Below are 14,624 nucleotides of genomic sequence, written 5' to 3'. Positions count from 1 at the left end.
ATAACAAATTGAGCACTTCGCCATCCTAGAGCCGTAAATTTTTTTGCACCGAGCTAGAGCGAGCCCTATTGGGACGCCGGTCAGGCCACCAGCTTGGCGCCGATGAGCATCAACATGATGGCGAGACAGGGCCGGAGCACCGTATCCGGCACCCGGCCGGAGAGATGACTACCGACGAAGATACCCGGTAGCGAGCCCAGCAGCAGAAAGCCCAGCACCTGCCAATCCAGGTTACCCAGGCCGGCATGGCCCAACCCCGCGACCAAGGTCAGCGGCACCGCATGAGCGATTTCGGTCCCTACCAGGCGACGCGTCGCCATCAACGGATAAAGCAGAAACAGCGCCACCGTACCCAGGGCACCGGCACCGATGGAGGTCAGGGTGACCATGAAGCCCAGGATCGCCCCGGTCAGTACCGTCAGGGCGTTGAGGCGGCCAGCGCTCAGATGAAAGCCATCCCCGGCATGCTGACTGGCGAAGGCGAAGATCTGCTTCTTGAACAGAATGGCCGCTGCCGTCAGCAACAGCACAATGCCAAGCGCCTGCTTGATCAGCGCATTGGTGGCATGCTGATCACCGGGCAACAGGGCCAGCGCCAGCAGCGTCAGGGCAGCTGCCGGTACGCTACCCGCAGCTAGCCAACCGGTCACCTTCCAGTCGATGTTGCGATTGCGCTGGTGAACCCAGACACCCCCGGCCTTGGTGATGGCCGCATAGAGCAGATCGGTGCCAACGGCGGCAGCGGGATTGATACCGAACCAGAGCAGGATGGGAGTCATGAGCGATCCGCCGCCCACGCCAGTCATGCCAACGATGAAACCTACCACCAGCCCCGCGATGACGAAGCCTGCCGCCCCTACTTCCATTACCGTCCCAATTGCCGTTGCCGGCTCATTCAGAGGCGGAACAGCATAGCGGCTCTGTTTATGTCGGGATATACCTAAAAGCTCTTTGCTTATAACCTAAACACAAGCCTTCAGCTTACAACCTGGCACGAAAACACCTGCTCTTTTCTGCTACACCGGCTACTGCCCGCACCCGGCTCAAGGAGCACGGTGTGCCTCCAGATAAGCGCTCACCTCTTCCGGGCTATAGCCTGCGCGTCGTGCATGGGCCTCGACCGCATCCCGGCAGGCCACGTCCGTGATGGTCTTGGGCATGGGCGTAGGACAGGGCGTCAAACTCGATTGGGTGATAAAACTGTCCAGATCCTGCTTGTGTGCCTCGGCGACTGCATGCGTTCCCGTAGTCGGAGCGTGGGCCGCTACCGGAGGCGTGGTCGTGGCGACCACGGCAGGCTCGCTACTCTCGGAATCGGTCTTGTGCGTGGTCAGCAGAGCCGCCACCACCAACAGCGCGAACCCTGCACTGAGCACCAGTAACTTACGCGTCGAATTCCTGCTCATTTAACCTTTCTTCCTTACAACCGATAGCCCTCAAAGACTACCTAAGTCATCTGAGACCTTGAGTGATCGCGTTTTTTCAGTGAGGTCGTACAATATTTTCTCCAGCCATATCTGGAGTTGAGGCGCCCCACCCGACTTCCTCGCACAGGAACGAGAGCCTTCCAGGCAGTAGAGCTCGGTGATTCGGCGCTATGCCAACTCGTAGCGAACCTTTTACGCGCCAACGGCCTCGTGGAATCCGGTTGACTGGAATGAACCAACGTCGGGTTCGTGGGGTAGCGATAGCGCCCCGGGTCAAAGCGGACGCCTCCGCCAGGAGCCGTTACTTCGGCGATCTGAGTACAGGTAGTTGACGACGCCGGACCGCTCGCACAACGGCGAAATTCTGGGTGGCGCCCTGTTTCTGCTGATCGAAATGATCACTTGCATTGAGCACGGCCAACCAAAGCGAAACGCGGGCCCAGGCTTGACAACGCTCTGTTGCGAGCTATACCGAAGCAAGTGACTAAGCGAAACGCTCGACTGCGGTCCGCGACTGCCAATCGAACATCCATCAGTGCAGATGTTGAGGTACGTTCATGCGAACTCAACTGGCCCGTTCAATCACGCTGTTCGAGCCTGATGCGGCCTCCGCTCCTGGCAGCGATCCCAACAGCGCTACCGAAAAGTCGTCTAATCGAAGCGGTGCGGGGCGTACTTTGACCACGTTGCTGCTTGGCCTGTCGGTCTGCGTCACCGTGCTGGGTGCCATCCCGCTTTTTCCAATTCGTTATTGGCTTTAGCATCGCGCGGCCAACGCCCTAGCACTCGACTCAGCCAGACAGCCCGGATTGGTTGATCGCAGGGATCGCAGAAACGAAAAAACCGGCACTTGGCCGGTCTTTTTAGCGTACAACTTTGATTGGTGCGGACGGAGAGACTCGAACTCTCACACCTTGCGGCGCCAGAACCTAAATCTGGTGTGTCTACCAATTCCACCACGTCCGCGAGACGCTTGAAATACGAACGCCAGACACGAGGTCTGGCGTTCGCAGAATATGGGGTGGACGATGGGAATCGAACCCACGACACCAGGAGCCACAATCCTGTGCTCTACCAACTGAGCTACGCCCACCATATCTTTCATGCTTGCCGTCGCCGAACCGCCAATGGCGCGCCCGGCAGGACTCGAACCTGCGACCATCCGCTTAGAAGGCGGATGCTCTATCCAGCTGAGCTACGGGCGCCTGTTCGGCAGCTGCCCTTGCCGAGACTTCTTTGGTGTGAAGCCTCTGGCTTTGCCCTTCGTCAGTGACTTGGGCTGTGCTCGGCAAGCGGGGCGCATGTTATAAAGCTCCTGCCTGCCCGTCAACAAATTTCTTAAAAAATTTTAAGCAGAAGAATGAGTTAGCCCTTGCTGAGCGGTCGCTGTTGCCAGCGGGCCCGTCCGTGCGAAAATACGCGACCTTTTTCCTGTCACCACCAGAAATCGCCCATGACCGCTCAACTGATCGACGGCAAGTCCATTGCCGCCCGCCTGCGCCAGGATATTGCCCAGCGAGTCTCCCAACGTCGTAGCGCCGGACTGCGCGCCCCCGGCCTCGCCGTCATCCTGGTCGGCGACGATCCCGCTTCACGGGTGTATGTAGCGCACAAGCGCAAGGACTGCGAGGAGGTCGGCTTCGACTCCTATGCCCATGACCTACCGGCCACCACCAGCCAGGATGAGTTGGAAGCCCTGATCGATCGCCTGAACGAAGACTCCAGCGTCGACGGCATCCTGCTGCAGCTACCCCTCCCCGCGCACCTGGATGCCACCCAACTGCTTGAACGCATCCGCACCGACAAGGACGTGGATGGTTTCCACCCCTACAACCTGGGACGCCTGGCGCAACGCAACCCTCTGCTGCGCCCCTGCACCCCCAAGGGCATCATGACCCTGCTGCACAGCACCGGTGTCGATCTCTACGGCCTGGATGCCGTCGTCGTCGGCGCCTCCAATATCGTCGGACGCCCGATGGCCTTGGAACTGTTGCTGGCGGGCTGCACCGCAACGGTCACCCACCGCTTCACCCGCTCACTGGAGCACCACGTACGCCAAGCCGATCTGGTCGTGGTCGCCGTGGGCAAGCCGGATCTGGTCAAGGGTGAATGGATCAAGCCAGGCGCCATCGTCATTGACGTGGGCATCAACCGCCAAGCCGACGGCCGCCTGGTCGGCGACGTGGAGTACGAGAGCGCCCGCGAACGCGCCAGCTGGATCACGCCGGTGCCCGGTGGTGTGGGCCCCATGACGCGGGCCTGCCTGCTGGAAAACACTCTGTACGCTGCGGAGCAATTGCACAGCTGACGCAAAAACGGGCCCTAGGGCCCGTTATTTATTGCCTTGACTGTTACTGCACCCAGGACTTGACCTCTTCCGGATGGGCAGCGACCCAGGCCTTGGCGGCGGCTTCAGGCGTCTGGCCTTCTTCGATCGCCAGCATCACCTCGTTGACCTGACCCGGCTTCCAGGCGAATTTCTTCAGGAAGTCCCAGACCGGCTTGGCCTTGGCTTCCAGGGCAGGGTTGGCGACGGTATCCACATGCTCGGAACCACCGAAGACACCCTTGGGATCTTCAAGGAACTTGAGCTTCCACTTGGCGAACATCCAGTGCGGAATCCAGCCGGTGACCACGACCGGCTTCTGATCTTTCTCGGCACGGGTCAGTTCGGCGATCATGCCGCTACCCGAACTGGCGACCAGCTTGTAGTCCAGACCGTAGTCCTTGATCGCCTGATCGGCCTTGAGCATGACCCCGGCACCGGCATCGATACCGATAATGCGACCGCCGAACTCAGCTTTCTGAGCTTCCAGATCGGCGATGCTGTTGATCTTGACGTAGTCGGGCACGATCAGACCGATCTTTGCGTCAGGCGTGTTGACGTTCAGGTCGACCACCTGATCCTTCATCTTGTCGTAGTAAGCGCCATGGGTGACCGGCAGCCAGGCGGACAGCATGGCATCCAGCTTGCCGCGAGCGACGCCCTGCCACATGATGCCGGCCGCGACCGGCATCAGCTTGACTTCATAGCCCAGCTTCTCGCGAATCACAGTAGCCGCGGTGAACGTGGTAGCCACGCTGTCCGCCCAGCCGTCGACATAGCCGATGGTGATCTCGGGCTTGGCCGCCGCCTGGGCAATACCCACGGCCGTGGTGAGCGCAACACCGAGTCCAATCCCTAACAGTTTCTTCACCATGCTCATGCAGCAGTCCTCTCGCAGTGGAATTCGGGCGGTTGCCCTACCTCAATCATTCGGATTCCGGAAGATCGGCACTGCCATCCCCGCGACGTGTAGCGAACCCTTAGCGACAGGAACCGCTCTTATCGCGACAATGACTGTCGCTTGACGGCAGGCACGGAGCCCTCTGTAATCGACGCCTCGCGAAAAGCTCCGGCTGTCGATGCAACCTATCCACGGACCGTTGTCTTACTAACGCTCTCAGCCCCCTGAAAGGACTCTGTCCATGCGTCATCCGTTGCGCGTCGTCGCCCTGCTGGGCGCGCTCTTACCTGGTTTGCTCGGCGTCGCCCAGGCGGCGGATGTGGATGCCGCTACGTACGGCTACCCGCTGATCAATCCCTTCGAAGCGACCATCACCACCACGCCCGAAGCCCTGCGCCCGGAGCTGCCCAAGAACAGCAGCATCGACCAGGACGAATACACCATCAATCTGCGGCCCGAGCGCCAGTACCAGTTGCCGGATAACTTCTGGCCGGTGAAGAAATTCCATTACATCCTGGCCCGTCAGTCGCACCCGGCGCCGCTGATCTTCATCATCGCCGGTACCGGTGCCAATTACGCCGCCAGTACGGTGGACTACCTCAAGCGTCTCTACTACTCCGCCGGCTACCACGTGGTACAGGTGTCCTCACCGACCAGTTGGGACTTCATGGCCTCCGCCTCGCGTACCGCCACTCCGGGCTATACGCCGCAGGACGCCGAGGATCTCTACCGGGCCATGCAGGCGATCCGCGCCCAGCATCCCAAGCTGCCGGTGACCGAATACTTTCTCACCGGTTACAGCCTTGGCGGCCTGGATGCCGCCTTCGTCGCCCACCTCGACGAAAGCATGCGCAGCTTCAACTTCAAGCGGGTGCTGATGGTCAATCCGCCGGTCAACCTGCTGACCTCGGTACGCAACCTCGACCGCCTGGTGCAGACCGAGGTGAAGGGCGTGACCAACACCCGCACCTTCTACGAGCTGATCCTCGCCAAGCTGACGCGCTATTTCCGCGAAAAGGGCTATGTCGACTTCAACGATGCCGTGGTCCAGGACCTGCAGGACTCCCCGGAGCGTCTGAGCAACGAGGAGATGGCCATGCTGATCGGCTCGGTCTTCCGCTTCTCGGCAGCCGATATCTCCTTCACCGCGGATCTGATCAACCGTCGCGGCCTGATCACTCCCCCGAACTACCCCATCACCGAAGGCACCAGCCTGACGCCCTTCTTAGCCCGCTCGCTGCAGTGCGACTTCGACTGCTACATGACCGAGCAGGTACTACCCTTCTGGCAGAAGAACTTCAAGGGTAATGCCGTCAGCCAGCTGGCGTACCAGTCCAGTCTTCCGGCCCTGGAAGACTATCTACGCACCAGCACTAAGATCGGCGTCATGCACAATGCCGACGACATCATCCTCGGCCCCGGCGACCTCGGCTTCCTGCGCAGGACCTTCGGCGATCGCCTGACCGTCTATCCCTACGGCGGTCACTGCGGCAACCTCAACTACCGCGTCAATGCGAACGCCATGCTGGAGTTCTTCGCCCGTGGTTAGATCCCTTCTCGCCCTGCTGCTACTGGCTAGTGCCTCCGCCTTCGCCGCCGAGCCGAATGCCGCGTCCTCCTCCCTGACCGAATCCTCCACCACCATGCCGCCGGCACCGGTGGGCGCGGACGGCTTCACCAATCCGCTGTCGACCCTGAAGTACAACCCAGGTCTCGACCAGCGTGAATTCGAGCGCGCGTCCCTTGAGGCGTTGGATATCTACGACCCGCTGGAACCCTGGAACCGGCGCGTCTATCACTTCAACTACCGGCTGGACCAGTGGGTGCTGTTGCCGGTAGTCAACGGCTATCGCTACATCACCCCCGGCTTCGTCCGCTCTGGCGTGAGCAACTTCTTCGCCAACCTGGGCGACGTGACCAACCTGGTCAACAGCCTGCTGCAGTTCAAGGGCCGGCGCGCCCTGGATACCTCCGGCCGCCTGCTGATCAACACCACCCTCGGTGTCTTCGGCCTGTGGGACCCGGCCACCCGCATGGGTCTGGTGCGGCAGCCCGAGGATTTCGGCGAAACCCTTGGCTTCTATGGCATCGGCGCTGGCCCCTACCTGATGCTGCCAGTGCTCGGCCCGTCCAACCTGCGCGACACCACGGGCCTGGCCTTCGACTTCACCGCCGAGAGCCAGATCAACTTCCTCAACGTCAGCCAGGAAAGCGGTCGCCATCCGGAGATCATCCTGCTGCGTGCCGTCAACCTCAGGTATGTAAACAAGTTCCGCTACGGCCAATTCGACTCGCCCTTCGAGTACGAAAAGCTGCGCTACTTCTATACCAAGGCGCGCGAACTGCAAATCGCCGAATGAGGCTCAGGACGGCCTGAGGAAGGTGCGCAACTCCGCCAGCCGGAGTTGCGCATCGGCTCGCCCAAGGGCCATTAGCTCCTGGCAATACGCGGACTCGAACAGCAGATAGCTGAGCAGGGCACTACCCGAGGGTCGGTTGACGCCGACGCCCCGCAACAATTGCCGCAGGGCTGGCGGCAGGCGCTTGCGGTGCCTTGTAGCTATGTCCGCCAGCGGCTGGCTCGGCGAGATGACCAGCATCTCGACCGGGCGGCACAATCTTCCCGTGACCGGATCGCCCGCCGGCAGGGCACTGCTCAGTAGATTGAGCCGCCGCAATGCCTCGGTATCGCTGTCCAAGGCATCGACGAAGGTGCTGTTGAGCAGATGACCGCCAATCTGCGCGACGCTGGGGGGGCGTCCCAGCAAGGCGTGTTCATTGCCTCCTGGGGCACCTAGACCTATCACCAGTACTCGATCCGCACCCAGATGCAGCGCTGGGCTGATGGGCGCCGTCTGCCGCACCGAGCCGTCGCCGAGAAACTCTCGGCCCACCTTTACCGGCGGGAAGAACAGCGGAATGGCCGTACTGGCCATCAGGTGGTCGACCGCCAGCCGTGCCGGCACGCCAACCCGCCGATGGCGAAACCAGGGGTCGAGCGCGCCATGGCTTTGATAAAAGGTCATCGCCTGCCCGGACGCATAACCGAAGGCCGTGACCGCCACCGCCCGCAGTGCCCGGGCGCGCAACGCGGCGGTGATACCGGAGAAGTCCAGCTCGCGGGTCAGCAGCGCCCTTAGCGGAGCGTTGTCCAGCAGTGCCAGCGGCTCCTGGCGCCAGGCGCCAAACAAGGTCTGCAAGCCGAAACGACCGGCTTGCCGGGTCGCTCCGAGCCAATCGCTGCGATAGATCATCCCGGTTTCGAGACCAGACCACACCGCGGCCAGGCGCTCGACCGCGCGGCTGAAATCCAGGGCGCCACAGGCGAGCACCGCCGCATTGAGCGCGCCCGCCGAAGTCCCGACAAGAATGGGAAAGGGATTGTCCGCCCGCCGATCCAGGGCCGCTGCCACGGTTTGCAGCACCCCGACCTGATAGGCCGCCCGGGCGCCGCCGCCCGCCAGGATGAGTCCGGTACGTTGCTCGGGCGCTTCGCTCATCTAGCGCCTCTTCTTCGGATACAGCTTGGGCTCTCCCGGCGGCCGCGTCTTGAAGCGGCGATGCGCCCACAGGTATTGCTCCGGCAACTCGCTGACGCAGTGCTCCACCCACTGATTGATCCGCCGGCAATCGGCTTCCTCGCTCTCGCCGGGGAAATCGGCCAACGGCGGATGGATGACGAGCCGGTAGCCGGAGCCGTCGGCCAGGCGCTCCTGGGTGAAGGGCAATACCCGTGCCCGTCCCAGCCGGGCGAACTTGGTCGTCGCGGTCACGGTGGCCGCGGGAATGCCGAACAGCGGGACGAACAGACTCTGCTTGGCGCCATAGTCCTGATCCGGCGCATACCAGATAGCCCGCCCGGCGCGCAGTACCTTGAGCATGGCGCGCACGTCCTCACGCTCGATGGCGGTCGCGTCCCCGTTGTGCCGCTCGCGTCCCTGGCGCTGGACGAAATCGAAGACCGGATTCTTGTGCTGGCGGTACATGCCATCGATGGTGTGCCGCTGGCCGAGCAGCGCGGCACCGATTTCCAGGGTGGTGAAATGCAGCGCCATGAGAATCACGCCCTGCCCGTCGCGCTGGGCGGCCTGCAGGTGTTCCAGTCCTTCGATGTGGGCCAACCGGGCCAGCCGCTGGCGCGGCCACCACCAGCTCATGGCCATTTCCAGCAGCGCCATGGCACTGCTGGCGAAATTGCGCCTGAGCAGGAGCTCACGAGCCCGCTCGTCCAATTGGGGAAAACACAATTCGAGGTTACGACGGGCAATGGCCCGGCGCTGACCAGCCACTTGATAGAACACCCAGCCGAGGCCATCGGCGATCCGCAGCAGCACTCCATAGGGTAGTTGCACCAGCAGCCAGAGCAGGCCCAGCCCCAGCCAGAGCGGCCAGTAACGTGGATTGAGAAAGGCGAGGCGGAAAGACGGCCGCTCCATCGGAACTCCTGCATGAAAAAGTCACGCCATTCTACAGGCCTCGCACAGATTTCCCGTAGCCTTCACAGTCACGACCCGGATCGCCCGGCGAGGGTTGCGACACGCCGGGCATCCCGCTATAAGTCCCGCCATCCAAGCACAAGTACCCACCATGACCGCAGCCGACCCCTCCGAAAGCGACTCCGTCTTCCAGCTCAAGGGCAACATGCTCGCCGTGACCGTCCTGGAGCTTCTCCGCAACGACCTGGGTCGCCTGGACCGGCAACTGGCACAGAAGGTTGCCCAGGCACCGAACTTCTTCCAGGAAACCCCGCTGGTCCTGGCCCTGGACAAGCTGGGCGAGGATGCCGGCCGACTCGATCTCGGCGCCCTGCTCGACCTCTGCCGACGCCACGGCCTGCGTACCCTCGCCTTGCGCGCCAGTCGCGACGAGGACCTGGCCGCGGCCAACGATTACGACCTGCCGATCCTGCCGCCCAGCTCCGGGGGGCGCGAACGCCAGCTCGAAGTCCGCGACCGCGAGCCGGCCAAGCCGGTGGAGCCGCCCAAGCCAGCCGCGCCCTTGATCAACCCGACCAAGATCATCACCGCGCCGGTGCGCGGCGGCGTGCAACTCTACGCCCCGGCGGGCGATCTGGTGGTGCTGGCACCGGTCAGCCCGGGCGCCGAATTACTCGCCGATGGCAACATCCATGTCTACGGCCCCATGCGCGGCCGTGCCCTGGCCGGCGTCAAAGGTGATACTAAAGCGCGGATCTTCTGCCAGCAGTTGACCGCGGAACTGCTCTCCATCGCCGGCCAGTACAAGGTCGCCGAAGACCTGCGACGCCATCCACAATGGGGTAATCCGGTACAGGTCAGTTTGGTGGGAGATGTGTTGAACATCACCCGCCTTTAACGGATACTTCCGCGAATTTTTCGCACTTGGCGGCCGTGCCGCCAACGCTCGAACGAAGCGCGAACACGCCTGCAATCTCGTCATCGAGGGCGTCGAGTCGTTTCAGTTATTACTTTCGATCAAGGTGAATCAGTTTGGCCAAAGTACTCGTAGTCACCTCCGGCAAAGGCGGCGTCGGCAAGACCACCAGCAGCGCTGCCATCGGCACCGGCCTCGCCCTGCGTGGGCACAAGACCGTCATCGTCGACTTCGACGTCGGCCTGCGTAACCTCGACCTGATCATGGGTTGCGAGCGCCGGGTGGTGTACGACTTCGTCAACGTGATCAACAACGAGGCGACCCTGACCCAGGCCCTGATCAAGGACAAGCGTCTCGAGAACCTTTTCGTGCTCGCCGCCAGCCAGACCCGTGACAAGGACGCCCTAACCCAGGACGGCGTCGAGCGCGTGATCAACGAACTCAAGCAGACCTTCGACTTCATCGTCTGCGACTCCCCGGCCGGTATCGAGAAGGGTGCCCACCTGGCGATGTATTTCGCCGACGAGGCCATCGTGGTGACCAACCCCGAAGTCTCCTCGGTGCGTGACTCCGACCGCATGCTCGGCCTGCTGGCCAGCAAGTCGCGCCGCGCCGAAAAGGGCGAGGAAGCCATCAAGGAGCACCTGCTGCTGACCCGCTACAACCCCGAGCGCGTCACCAAGGGCGAAATGCTCGGCGTCGAAGACGTGGAAGAGATCCTGTCCATCCGTCTGCTCGGCGTGATCCCGGAATCCCAGGCGGTGCTCAAGGCGTCGAACCAGGGTATTCCGGTGATTCTCGACGAACAGAGCGATGCCGGCCAGGCGTACAGTGATACCGTGGAGCGACTGCTCGGCAAGGAAGTGGCCTACCGCTTCCTCGACGTGAAGAAGAAAGGCTTCCTGCAACGTCTGTTCGGGGGTGGTGGCGAATGAGCATCTTCGACTTCTTTCGCGATCGGAAGAAGCAGAACAGCGCTTCGATAGCCAAGGAACGGCTACAGATCATCGTCGCCCACGAGCGCGGTCGTCATGCCCAACCGGATTACCTGCCGCAGTTGCAGAAGGACTTGCTGGAAGTGATCCGCAAGTACGTGCCCATCGAGCAGGACCAGATCCAGGTGGAACTGGAAAACCAGGGCAGTTGCTCCATCCTGGAACTCAATATCACCCTGCCCGACCGCTGAGGCGCGAGGTGCAGGACAGCGGCGGCCCCAGGGCCGCCGTTGGCGTTTAGGAAAACCATGCCCCTCTCCAACATCCGCATCATTCATCAGGACGACGCCCTGCTGGTGGTGGACAAGCCCACCCTGCTGCTTTCGGTACCTGGCCGCGCCGAAGACAATCGCGACTGCCTGGTGACCCGCCTGCAGGAGAACGGCTATCCCGAAGCGCGCATCGTCCATCGCCTGGACTGGGAGACCTCCGGGGTCATAGTGCTGGCGCGGGATGCCGACAGCCATCGCGAGCTGTCGCGGCAATTCCATGACCGGGAGACGGAAAAGGCCTACACCGCCCTGTGCTGGGGCGAGCCGGAAGCCAACAGCGGCCGGATCGAATTGCCGCTGCGCTACGATCCGCCGACCAAACCTCGTCATGTGGTGGATCACGAACTGGGCCGCCATGCCCTGACCTTCTGGCAGGTGCTGGAACGTCATGGTCATTACAGCCGGGTGGAGCTCACACCCATCACCGGCCGCTCCCATCAGCTGCGGGTCCATATGTTGAGCATCGGCCATCCGCTGCTGGGCGATCAGCTCTATGCCCATCCCGCAGCGTTGGCTGCTCATTCGCGGCTGTGCCTGCACGCCAGCCTGCTGGTGCTCACCCACCCCACCTCGGGCGAACGGCTGAGATTCGAGAGCTCCGCGCCCTTCTGACGCCTGCGGCGCTGGCATACTGGCGGCACCTACCCTCGAGGAGCGTGTCTTGTCGAACTGGACGTCCTATTACGCCGCCACGGCGGGCGGCGCTCCGCGCGATACCCTGTTGCGGGGACTGTCGCTGTGGGAGGAGACGCCGGCGAGGGCGCTGGACCTGGGTTGTGGCACCGGCCGCGATACCCTGGTGCTGCTCGAACGGGGCTGGCAGGTGCTGGCGGTGGATGCAGAGGCCGCGGCGCTCGCCGAATTGCGCCAACGGGTGCCCAACGCCCTGAGCGACCGACTGGACACCCGCCAGGCACGCTTCGAGACGTTGGAACTGGATCGCTACGCGCTCGTCAATTCCAGCTTCGCCCTGCCCTTCTGCGAACCGGCCTGCTTTACCGAGCTGTGGGCACGGATCACCTCGGCAACCCGTTCGGGAGGGCTCTTCTGCGGACAACTGTTCGGTGAGCGGGATAGCTGGGCCCGCAAGGGCGTGACGGTCGTGAGCGAGGTCGGGCTGCAGCGGCTGCTCGAGGCCTGGGACGTCCTGCATCATCGGGAAGAAGAAGAGGATGGCCACACCCCCGTCGGCCGGCCCAAGCACTGGCATATCCACCACCTGGTGCTGCGCCGACGCTGAGCAGCCAGGGCACCACGCTCGACTCCTCCGGGCCTTAGAACCTAGACTGGACGCCTCGTCGTCCGGAGTCATTCATGAGTACCGATCAGATCCAAGGCCTCGTCGATTTCCTCTCCAGCTCCCCCACCCCCTTCCACGCCACTGCCAGCCTCGCCCCCCGCCTGGACGCGGCCGGCTACCAGCGGCTGGATGAGCGTGAGACCTGGTCCATTCAGCCCGGCGGCCGCTACTACGTCACCCGCAACGATTCCTCGCTGATCGCCGTGCGCCTGGGCGGCCAACCGCTGGAGCGCGGTCTGCGCCTGGTCGGCGCCCACACCGACAGCCCCTGCCTCAAGGTCAAGCCGCAGCCAGAACTCCATCGGCAGGGCTTCTGGCAACTCGGCGTCGAGGTCTACGGCGGTATGCTCATGGCCCCCTGGTTCGATCGTGACCTGTCGCTGGCCGGGCGGGTAACCTTCCGCGCCGAAGGGCGCGTACAGAGCCGCCTGGTCGATTTCCGCAAACCGCTGGCGATCATTCCCAACCTGGCGATCCACCTCAATCGCGAAGCCAACCAGGGCTGGGCCATCAATGCCCAGAACGAATTGCCACCGATCCTGGCCCAGGTACCTGCCGGCGAGCGGCGCGACTTCCGCGCCCTGCTGGCCACCCGCCTGCAACAGGAGCACGGCATCGGCGACGCCGAGGTACTGGATTTCGAGCTGAGCTTCTACGATGTCCAGCCGGCCGCCCTGGTCGGCCTGGAAGACGACTTCATCGCCGCGGCGCGCCTGGACAATCTGCTGTCCTGCTATGCCGGCCTGGAAGCCCTGCTGGCAAGCGAGGGTGACGAAAACGCCGTGCTGGTCTGCACTGATCATGAGGAAGTGGGCTCCACCTCCTGCTGCGGCGCCGACGGCCCCTTCCTCGAACAGGTGCTGCAGCGGCTGCTGCCCACCGGGGATGCCTTTACCCGCACCCTGCAACGCTCGCTGCTGATCTCGGCCGACAACGCCCATGGCGTGCACCCCAACTACGCCGACAAGCACGATGGCAACCACGGCCCGAAACTGAACGCCGGACCGGTCATCAAGGTGAATGCCAACCAGCGTTATGCCACCAGCAGCGAGACCGCCGCCTTCTTCCGCGACCTCTGCCAGCGCGAAGGGGTACCGGTGCAGAGCTTCGTGGTGCGCAGCGACATGGGTTGCGGCTCCACCATCGGCCCCATCACCGCCGGGCAACTGGGCGTGCGCACCGTGGACATCGGCCTGCCCACCTTCGCCATGCACTCCATCCGCGAACTGGCCGGCAGTCGTGACCTGGGCTATCTGATCAAGGTGTTGACGGCCTTCTACGCCAGCTCCGAGCTACCGCTCTGAGTCCCGGCTAGTCAGGCACCTCGACCCTCACCTGGATGGCGTCATGCCGCCAGAATTCCAGGTCGCAGTCGATCAGCCGACCCTGCTGGTCATGGTTGATGCGGGTGATGTGCAGGGCCGGACTGCCCTGGGCCACCCGCAGGGCTTGGGCTGCCTCCGGCAATAGTGCCGTGGGCAGGATCTCGAAACGCACCTCGCCGTAGCGGATGTCATAACGGTCGCGATACAGCTCGGTGAGGGAGCGCTGGAGGTCATGCTCCAGCAGACCGGGAAAATAGGCCGCATTGAGGTAGTGCTCGACATAGAGCACCAGGCGGCCATCGATGCGGCGCACGCGCCTGATCTGGTAGACGCTGGAGAGAGCCGGCAACTCCAGCAGTCGGCAGATCTCGGCTGAAGCCAACATCTGCCGCGCCGCCAGCACCTCGGTCGCCGGGCGACGTCCCTGAGCTTCCACCATGGCATGGAAGTGGGTCCGCGCGAGCGGGTTGTAGGCCAGCCGTGGCGGGGCGACGAACCAGCCGCGACGCTCCTCGCGATAGATCAGGCCCAGAGCTTCCAGCTGCAGCAGGGCTTCACGCAGGGTGATGCGGGTGGTGGCGAACAATTCGCTCAGTTGCCGCTCGGACGGCAACTTGCCCATGGCCGGCAGCAAACCATGAGCGATCTGCTCCTGAAGCGCCTGGCGGATCGCCCCGGCGCCGAGTGCACTTCTTTGGACTAGACCAGTTTCGGATTGGTGCACCC

General features: G+C 63.1%; 16 protein-coding genes and 3 tRNA genes. 10 read left to right on the top strand and 9 right to left on the bottom strand.

The window, feature by feature from the left end:
* Window positions 1-80 precede the first annotated feature (80 nt).
* Both FAZ11_RS07780 and FAZ11_RS07775 read right to left on the bottom strand, forming a co-directional pair.
* Window positions 81-866, bottom strand: coding sequence for a sulfite exporter TauE/SafE family protein (locus FAZ11_RS07780; protein WP_058762803.1), 786 nt, complete (start codon window positions 864-866; stop codon window positions 81-83).
* Between the two features lie 177 nt (window positions 867-1,043).
* On the bottom strand, window positions 1,044-1,406 hold the full coding sequence (locus FAZ11_RS07775; protein WP_058762802.1) for a hypothetical protein: 363 nt from the start codon (window positions 1,404-1,406) through the stop codon (window positions 1,044-1,046).
* Between the two features lie 578 nt (window positions 1,407-1,984).
* Here FAZ11_RS07775 and FAZ11_RS07770 point away from each other — a divergent pair.
* Window positions 1,985-2,188, top strand: a complete 204-nt coding sequence (locus FAZ11_RS07770; protein WP_137279471.1) for a hypothetical protein — start codon at window positions 1,985-1,987, stop codon at window positions 2,186-2,188.
* A 120-nt stretch (window positions 2,189-2,308) separates the two neighbouring features.
* On the opposite strand, the gene FAZ11_RS07765 is transcribed toward FAZ11_RS07770, so the two are convergent.
* The 3 genes from FAZ11_RS07765 to FAZ11_RS07755 form a co-directional block, all read right to left on the bottom strand.
* Window positions 2,309-2,393 (bottom strand) — tRNA-Leu (locus FAZ11_RS07765).
* Window positions 2,394-2,444: 51 nt separating this feature from the next.
* Window positions 2,445-2,520, bottom strand: a tRNA-His gene (locus FAZ11_RS07760).
* Between the two features lie 35 nt (window positions 2,521-2,555).
* A tRNA-Arg gene (locus FAZ11_RS07755) sits at window positions 2,556-2,632 on the bottom strand.
* A gap of 248 nt (window positions 2,633-2,880) precedes the next feature.
* On the opposite strand from FAZ11_RS07755, the gene folD reads away from it, so the two are divergent.
* Window positions 2,881-3,735: a bifunctional methylenetetrahydrofolate dehydrogenase/methenyltetrahydrofolate cyclohydrolase FolD gene (folD, locus tag FAZ11_RS07750; protein ID WP_058762801.1), complete on the top strand. Its 855-nt coding sequence runs from the start codon at window positions 2,881-2,883 to the stop codon at window positions 3,733-3,735.
* 43 nt (window positions 3,736-3,778) lie between these two features.
* Here folD and FAZ11_RS07745 read toward each other — a convergent pair whose 3' ends face one another.
* The gene (locus tag FAZ11_RS07745) at window positions 3,779-4,633 is read right to left on the bottom strand and encodes a glycine betaine ABC transporter substrate-binding protein (RefSeq protein ID WP_058772016.1); all 855 of its coding nucleotides are present in this window, start codon (window positions 4,631-4,633) and stop codon (window positions 3,779-3,781) included.
* A gap of 262 nt (window positions 4,634-4,895) precedes the next feature.
* Here FAZ11_RS07745 and FAZ11_RS07740 point away from each other — a divergent pair, with 262 nt between their 5' ends.
* Both FAZ11_RS07740 and FAZ11_RS07735 read left to right on the top strand, forming a co-directional pair.
* Window positions 4,896-6,203: an alpha/beta fold hydrolase family protein gene (locus FAZ11_RS07740; protein WP_058765068.1), complete on the top strand. Its 1,308-nt coding sequence runs from the start codon at window positions 4,896-4,898 to the stop codon at window positions 6,201-6,203.
* A gap of 94 nt (window positions 6,204-6,297) precedes the next feature.
* Entirely contained in the window at window positions 6,298-7,014 is a 717-nt protein-coding gene (locus FAZ11_RS07735) for an MlaA family lipoprotein (protein WP_240043627.1), read from the top strand.
* Between the two features lie 3 nt (window positions 7,015-7,017).
* On the opposite strand, the gene FAZ11_RS07730 is transcribed toward FAZ11_RS07735, so the two are convergent.
* On the bottom strand, window positions 7,018-8,154 hold the full coding sequence (locus FAZ11_RS07730; RefSeq protein WP_058772017.1) for a patatin-like phospholipase family protein: 1,137 nt from the start codon (window positions 8,152-8,154) through the stop codon (window positions 7,018-7,020).
* Window positions 8,155-9,090, bottom strand: a complete 936-nt coding sequence (locus tag FAZ11_RS07725) for a lipid A biosynthesis lauroyl acyltransferase (RefSeq protein WP_058765062.1) — start codon at window positions 9,088-9,090, stop codon at window positions 8,155-8,157.
* A 151-nt stretch (window positions 9,091-9,241) separates the two neighbouring features.
* Here FAZ11_RS07725 and minC point away from each other — a divergent pair, with 151 nt between their 5' ends.
* The 6 genes from minC (at window position 9,242) to FAZ11_RS07695 (ending at window position 13,877) form a co-directional block, all read left to right on the top strand.
* A complete protein-coding gene (gene minC / locus FAZ11_RS07720) occupies window positions 9,242-9,988 on the top strand; it encodes a septum site-determining protein MinC (RefSeq protein WP_058765060.1) in 747 nt (248 codons plus the stop codon).
* 134 nt (window positions 9,989-10,122) lie between these two features.
* Window positions 10,123-10,941, top strand: a complete 819-nt coding sequence (gene minD, locus FAZ11_RS07715) for a septum site-determining protein MinD (protein WP_027597673.1) — start codon at window positions 10,123-10,125, stop codon at window positions 10,939-10,941.
* On the top strand, window positions 10,938-11,192 hold the full coding sequence (gene minE / locus FAZ11_RS07710; RefSeq protein WP_058765058.1) for a cell division topological specificity factor MinE: 255 nt from the start codon (window positions 10,938-10,940) through the stop codon (window positions 11,190-11,192). The genes minD and minE overlap by 4 nt, the downstream gene beginning before the upstream one ends.
* 57 nt (window positions 11,193-11,249) lie before the next feature.
* Window positions 11,250-11,885 carry an RluA family pseudouridine synthase gene (locus FAZ11_RS07705; RefSeq protein ID WP_058765056.1) on the top strand — a complete coding sequence of 212 codons (636 nt, stop codon included), beginning with the start codon at window positions 11,250-11,252 and terminating at the stop codon, window positions 11,883-11,885.
* 49 nt (window positions 11,886-11,934) lie between these two features.
* Entirely contained in the window at window positions 11,935-12,513 is a 579-nt protein-coding gene (locus FAZ11_RS07700; RefSeq protein WP_058772018.1) for a class I SAM-dependent methyltransferase, read from the top strand.
* 74 nt (window positions 12,514-12,587) lie between these two features.
* Window positions 12,588-13,877, top strand: coding sequence for a M18 family aminopeptidase (locus FAZ11_RS07695; RefSeq protein WP_137279472.1), 1,290 nt, complete (start codon window positions 12,588-12,590; stop codon window positions 13,875-13,877).
* A gap of 7 nt (window positions 13,878-13,884) precedes the next feature.
* On the opposite strand, the gene FAZ11_RS07690 is transcribed toward FAZ11_RS07695, so the two are convergent.
* Window positions 13,885-14,622, bottom strand: coding sequence for a UTRA domain-containing protein (locus FAZ11_RS07690; RefSeq protein WP_058789810.1), 738 nt, complete (start codon window positions 14,620-14,622; stop codon window positions 13,885-13,887).
* Between the last annotated feature and the right edge of the window lie 2 nt (window positions 14,623-14,624).

It is taken from the genome of Pseudomonas rhizoryzae (genome assembly GCF_005250615.1).
GTDB classification, from domain to species: Bacteria; Pseudomonadota; Gammaproteobacteria; order Pseudomonadales; family Pseudomonadaceae; genus Chryseomonas; species Chryseomonas rhizoryzae.
Note: the sequence above shows the minus strand (reverse complement) of the source record. Positions and strands in the feature narration are given on the sequence as shown.

Bases quoted from the DNA above. Each gene is read 5' to 3' on its own strand.
- FAZ11_RS07705 (WP_058765056.1), top strand. From the start codon at position 11,250: ATGCCCCTCTCCAACATCCGCATCATTCATCAGGACGACGCCCTGCTG.
- minC (WP_058765060.1), top strand. From the start codon at position 9,242: ATGACCGCAGCCGACCCCTCCGAAAGCGACTCCGTCTTCCAGCTCAAG.
- FAZ11_RS07745 (WP_058772016.1), bottom strand. From the start codon at position 4,633: ATGAGCATGGTGAAGAAACTGTTAGGGATTGGACTCGGTGTTGCGCTC.
- FAZ11_RS07730 (WP_058772017.1), bottom strand. From the start codon at position 8,154: ATGAGCGAAGCGCCCGAGCAACGTACCGGACTCATCCTGGCGGGCGGC.
- FAZ11_RS07725 (WP_058765062.1), bottom strand. From the start codon at position 9,090: ATGGAGCGGCCGTCTTTCCGCCTCGCCTTTCTCAATCCACGTTACTGG.
- FAZ11_RS07740 (WP_058765068.1), top strand. From the start codon at position 4,896: ATGCGTCATCCGTTGCGCGTCGTCGCCCTGCTGGGCGCGCTCTTACCT.
- FAZ11_RS07770 (WP_137279471.1), top strand. From the start codon at position 1,985: ATGCGAACTCAACTGGCCCGTTCAATCACGCTGTTCGAGCCTGATGCG.
- FAZ11_RS07775 (WP_058762802.1), bottom strand. From the start codon at position 1,406: ATGAGCAGGAATTCGACGCGTAAGTTACTGGTGCTCAGTGCAGGGTTC.
- folD (WP_058762801.1), top strand. From the start codon at position 2,881: ATGACCGCTCAACTGATCGACGGCAAGTCCATTGCCGCCCGCCTGCGC.
- minE (WP_058765058.1), top strand. From the start codon at position 10,938: ATGAGCATCTTCGACTTCTTTCGCGATCGGAAGAAGCAGAACAGCGCT.
- FAZ11_RS07735 (WP_240043627.1), top strand. From the start codon at position 6,298: ATGCCGCCGGCACCGGTGGGCGCGGACGGCTTCACCAATCCGCTGTCG.
- FAZ11_RS07695 (WP_137279472.1), top strand. From the start codon at position 12,588: ATGAGTACCGATCAGATCCAAGGCCTCGTCGATTTCCTCTCCAGCTCC.
- FAZ11_RS07780 (WP_058762803.1), bottom strand. From the start codon at position 866: ATGGAAGTAGGGGCGGCAGGCTTCGTCATCGCGGGGCTGGTGGTAGGT.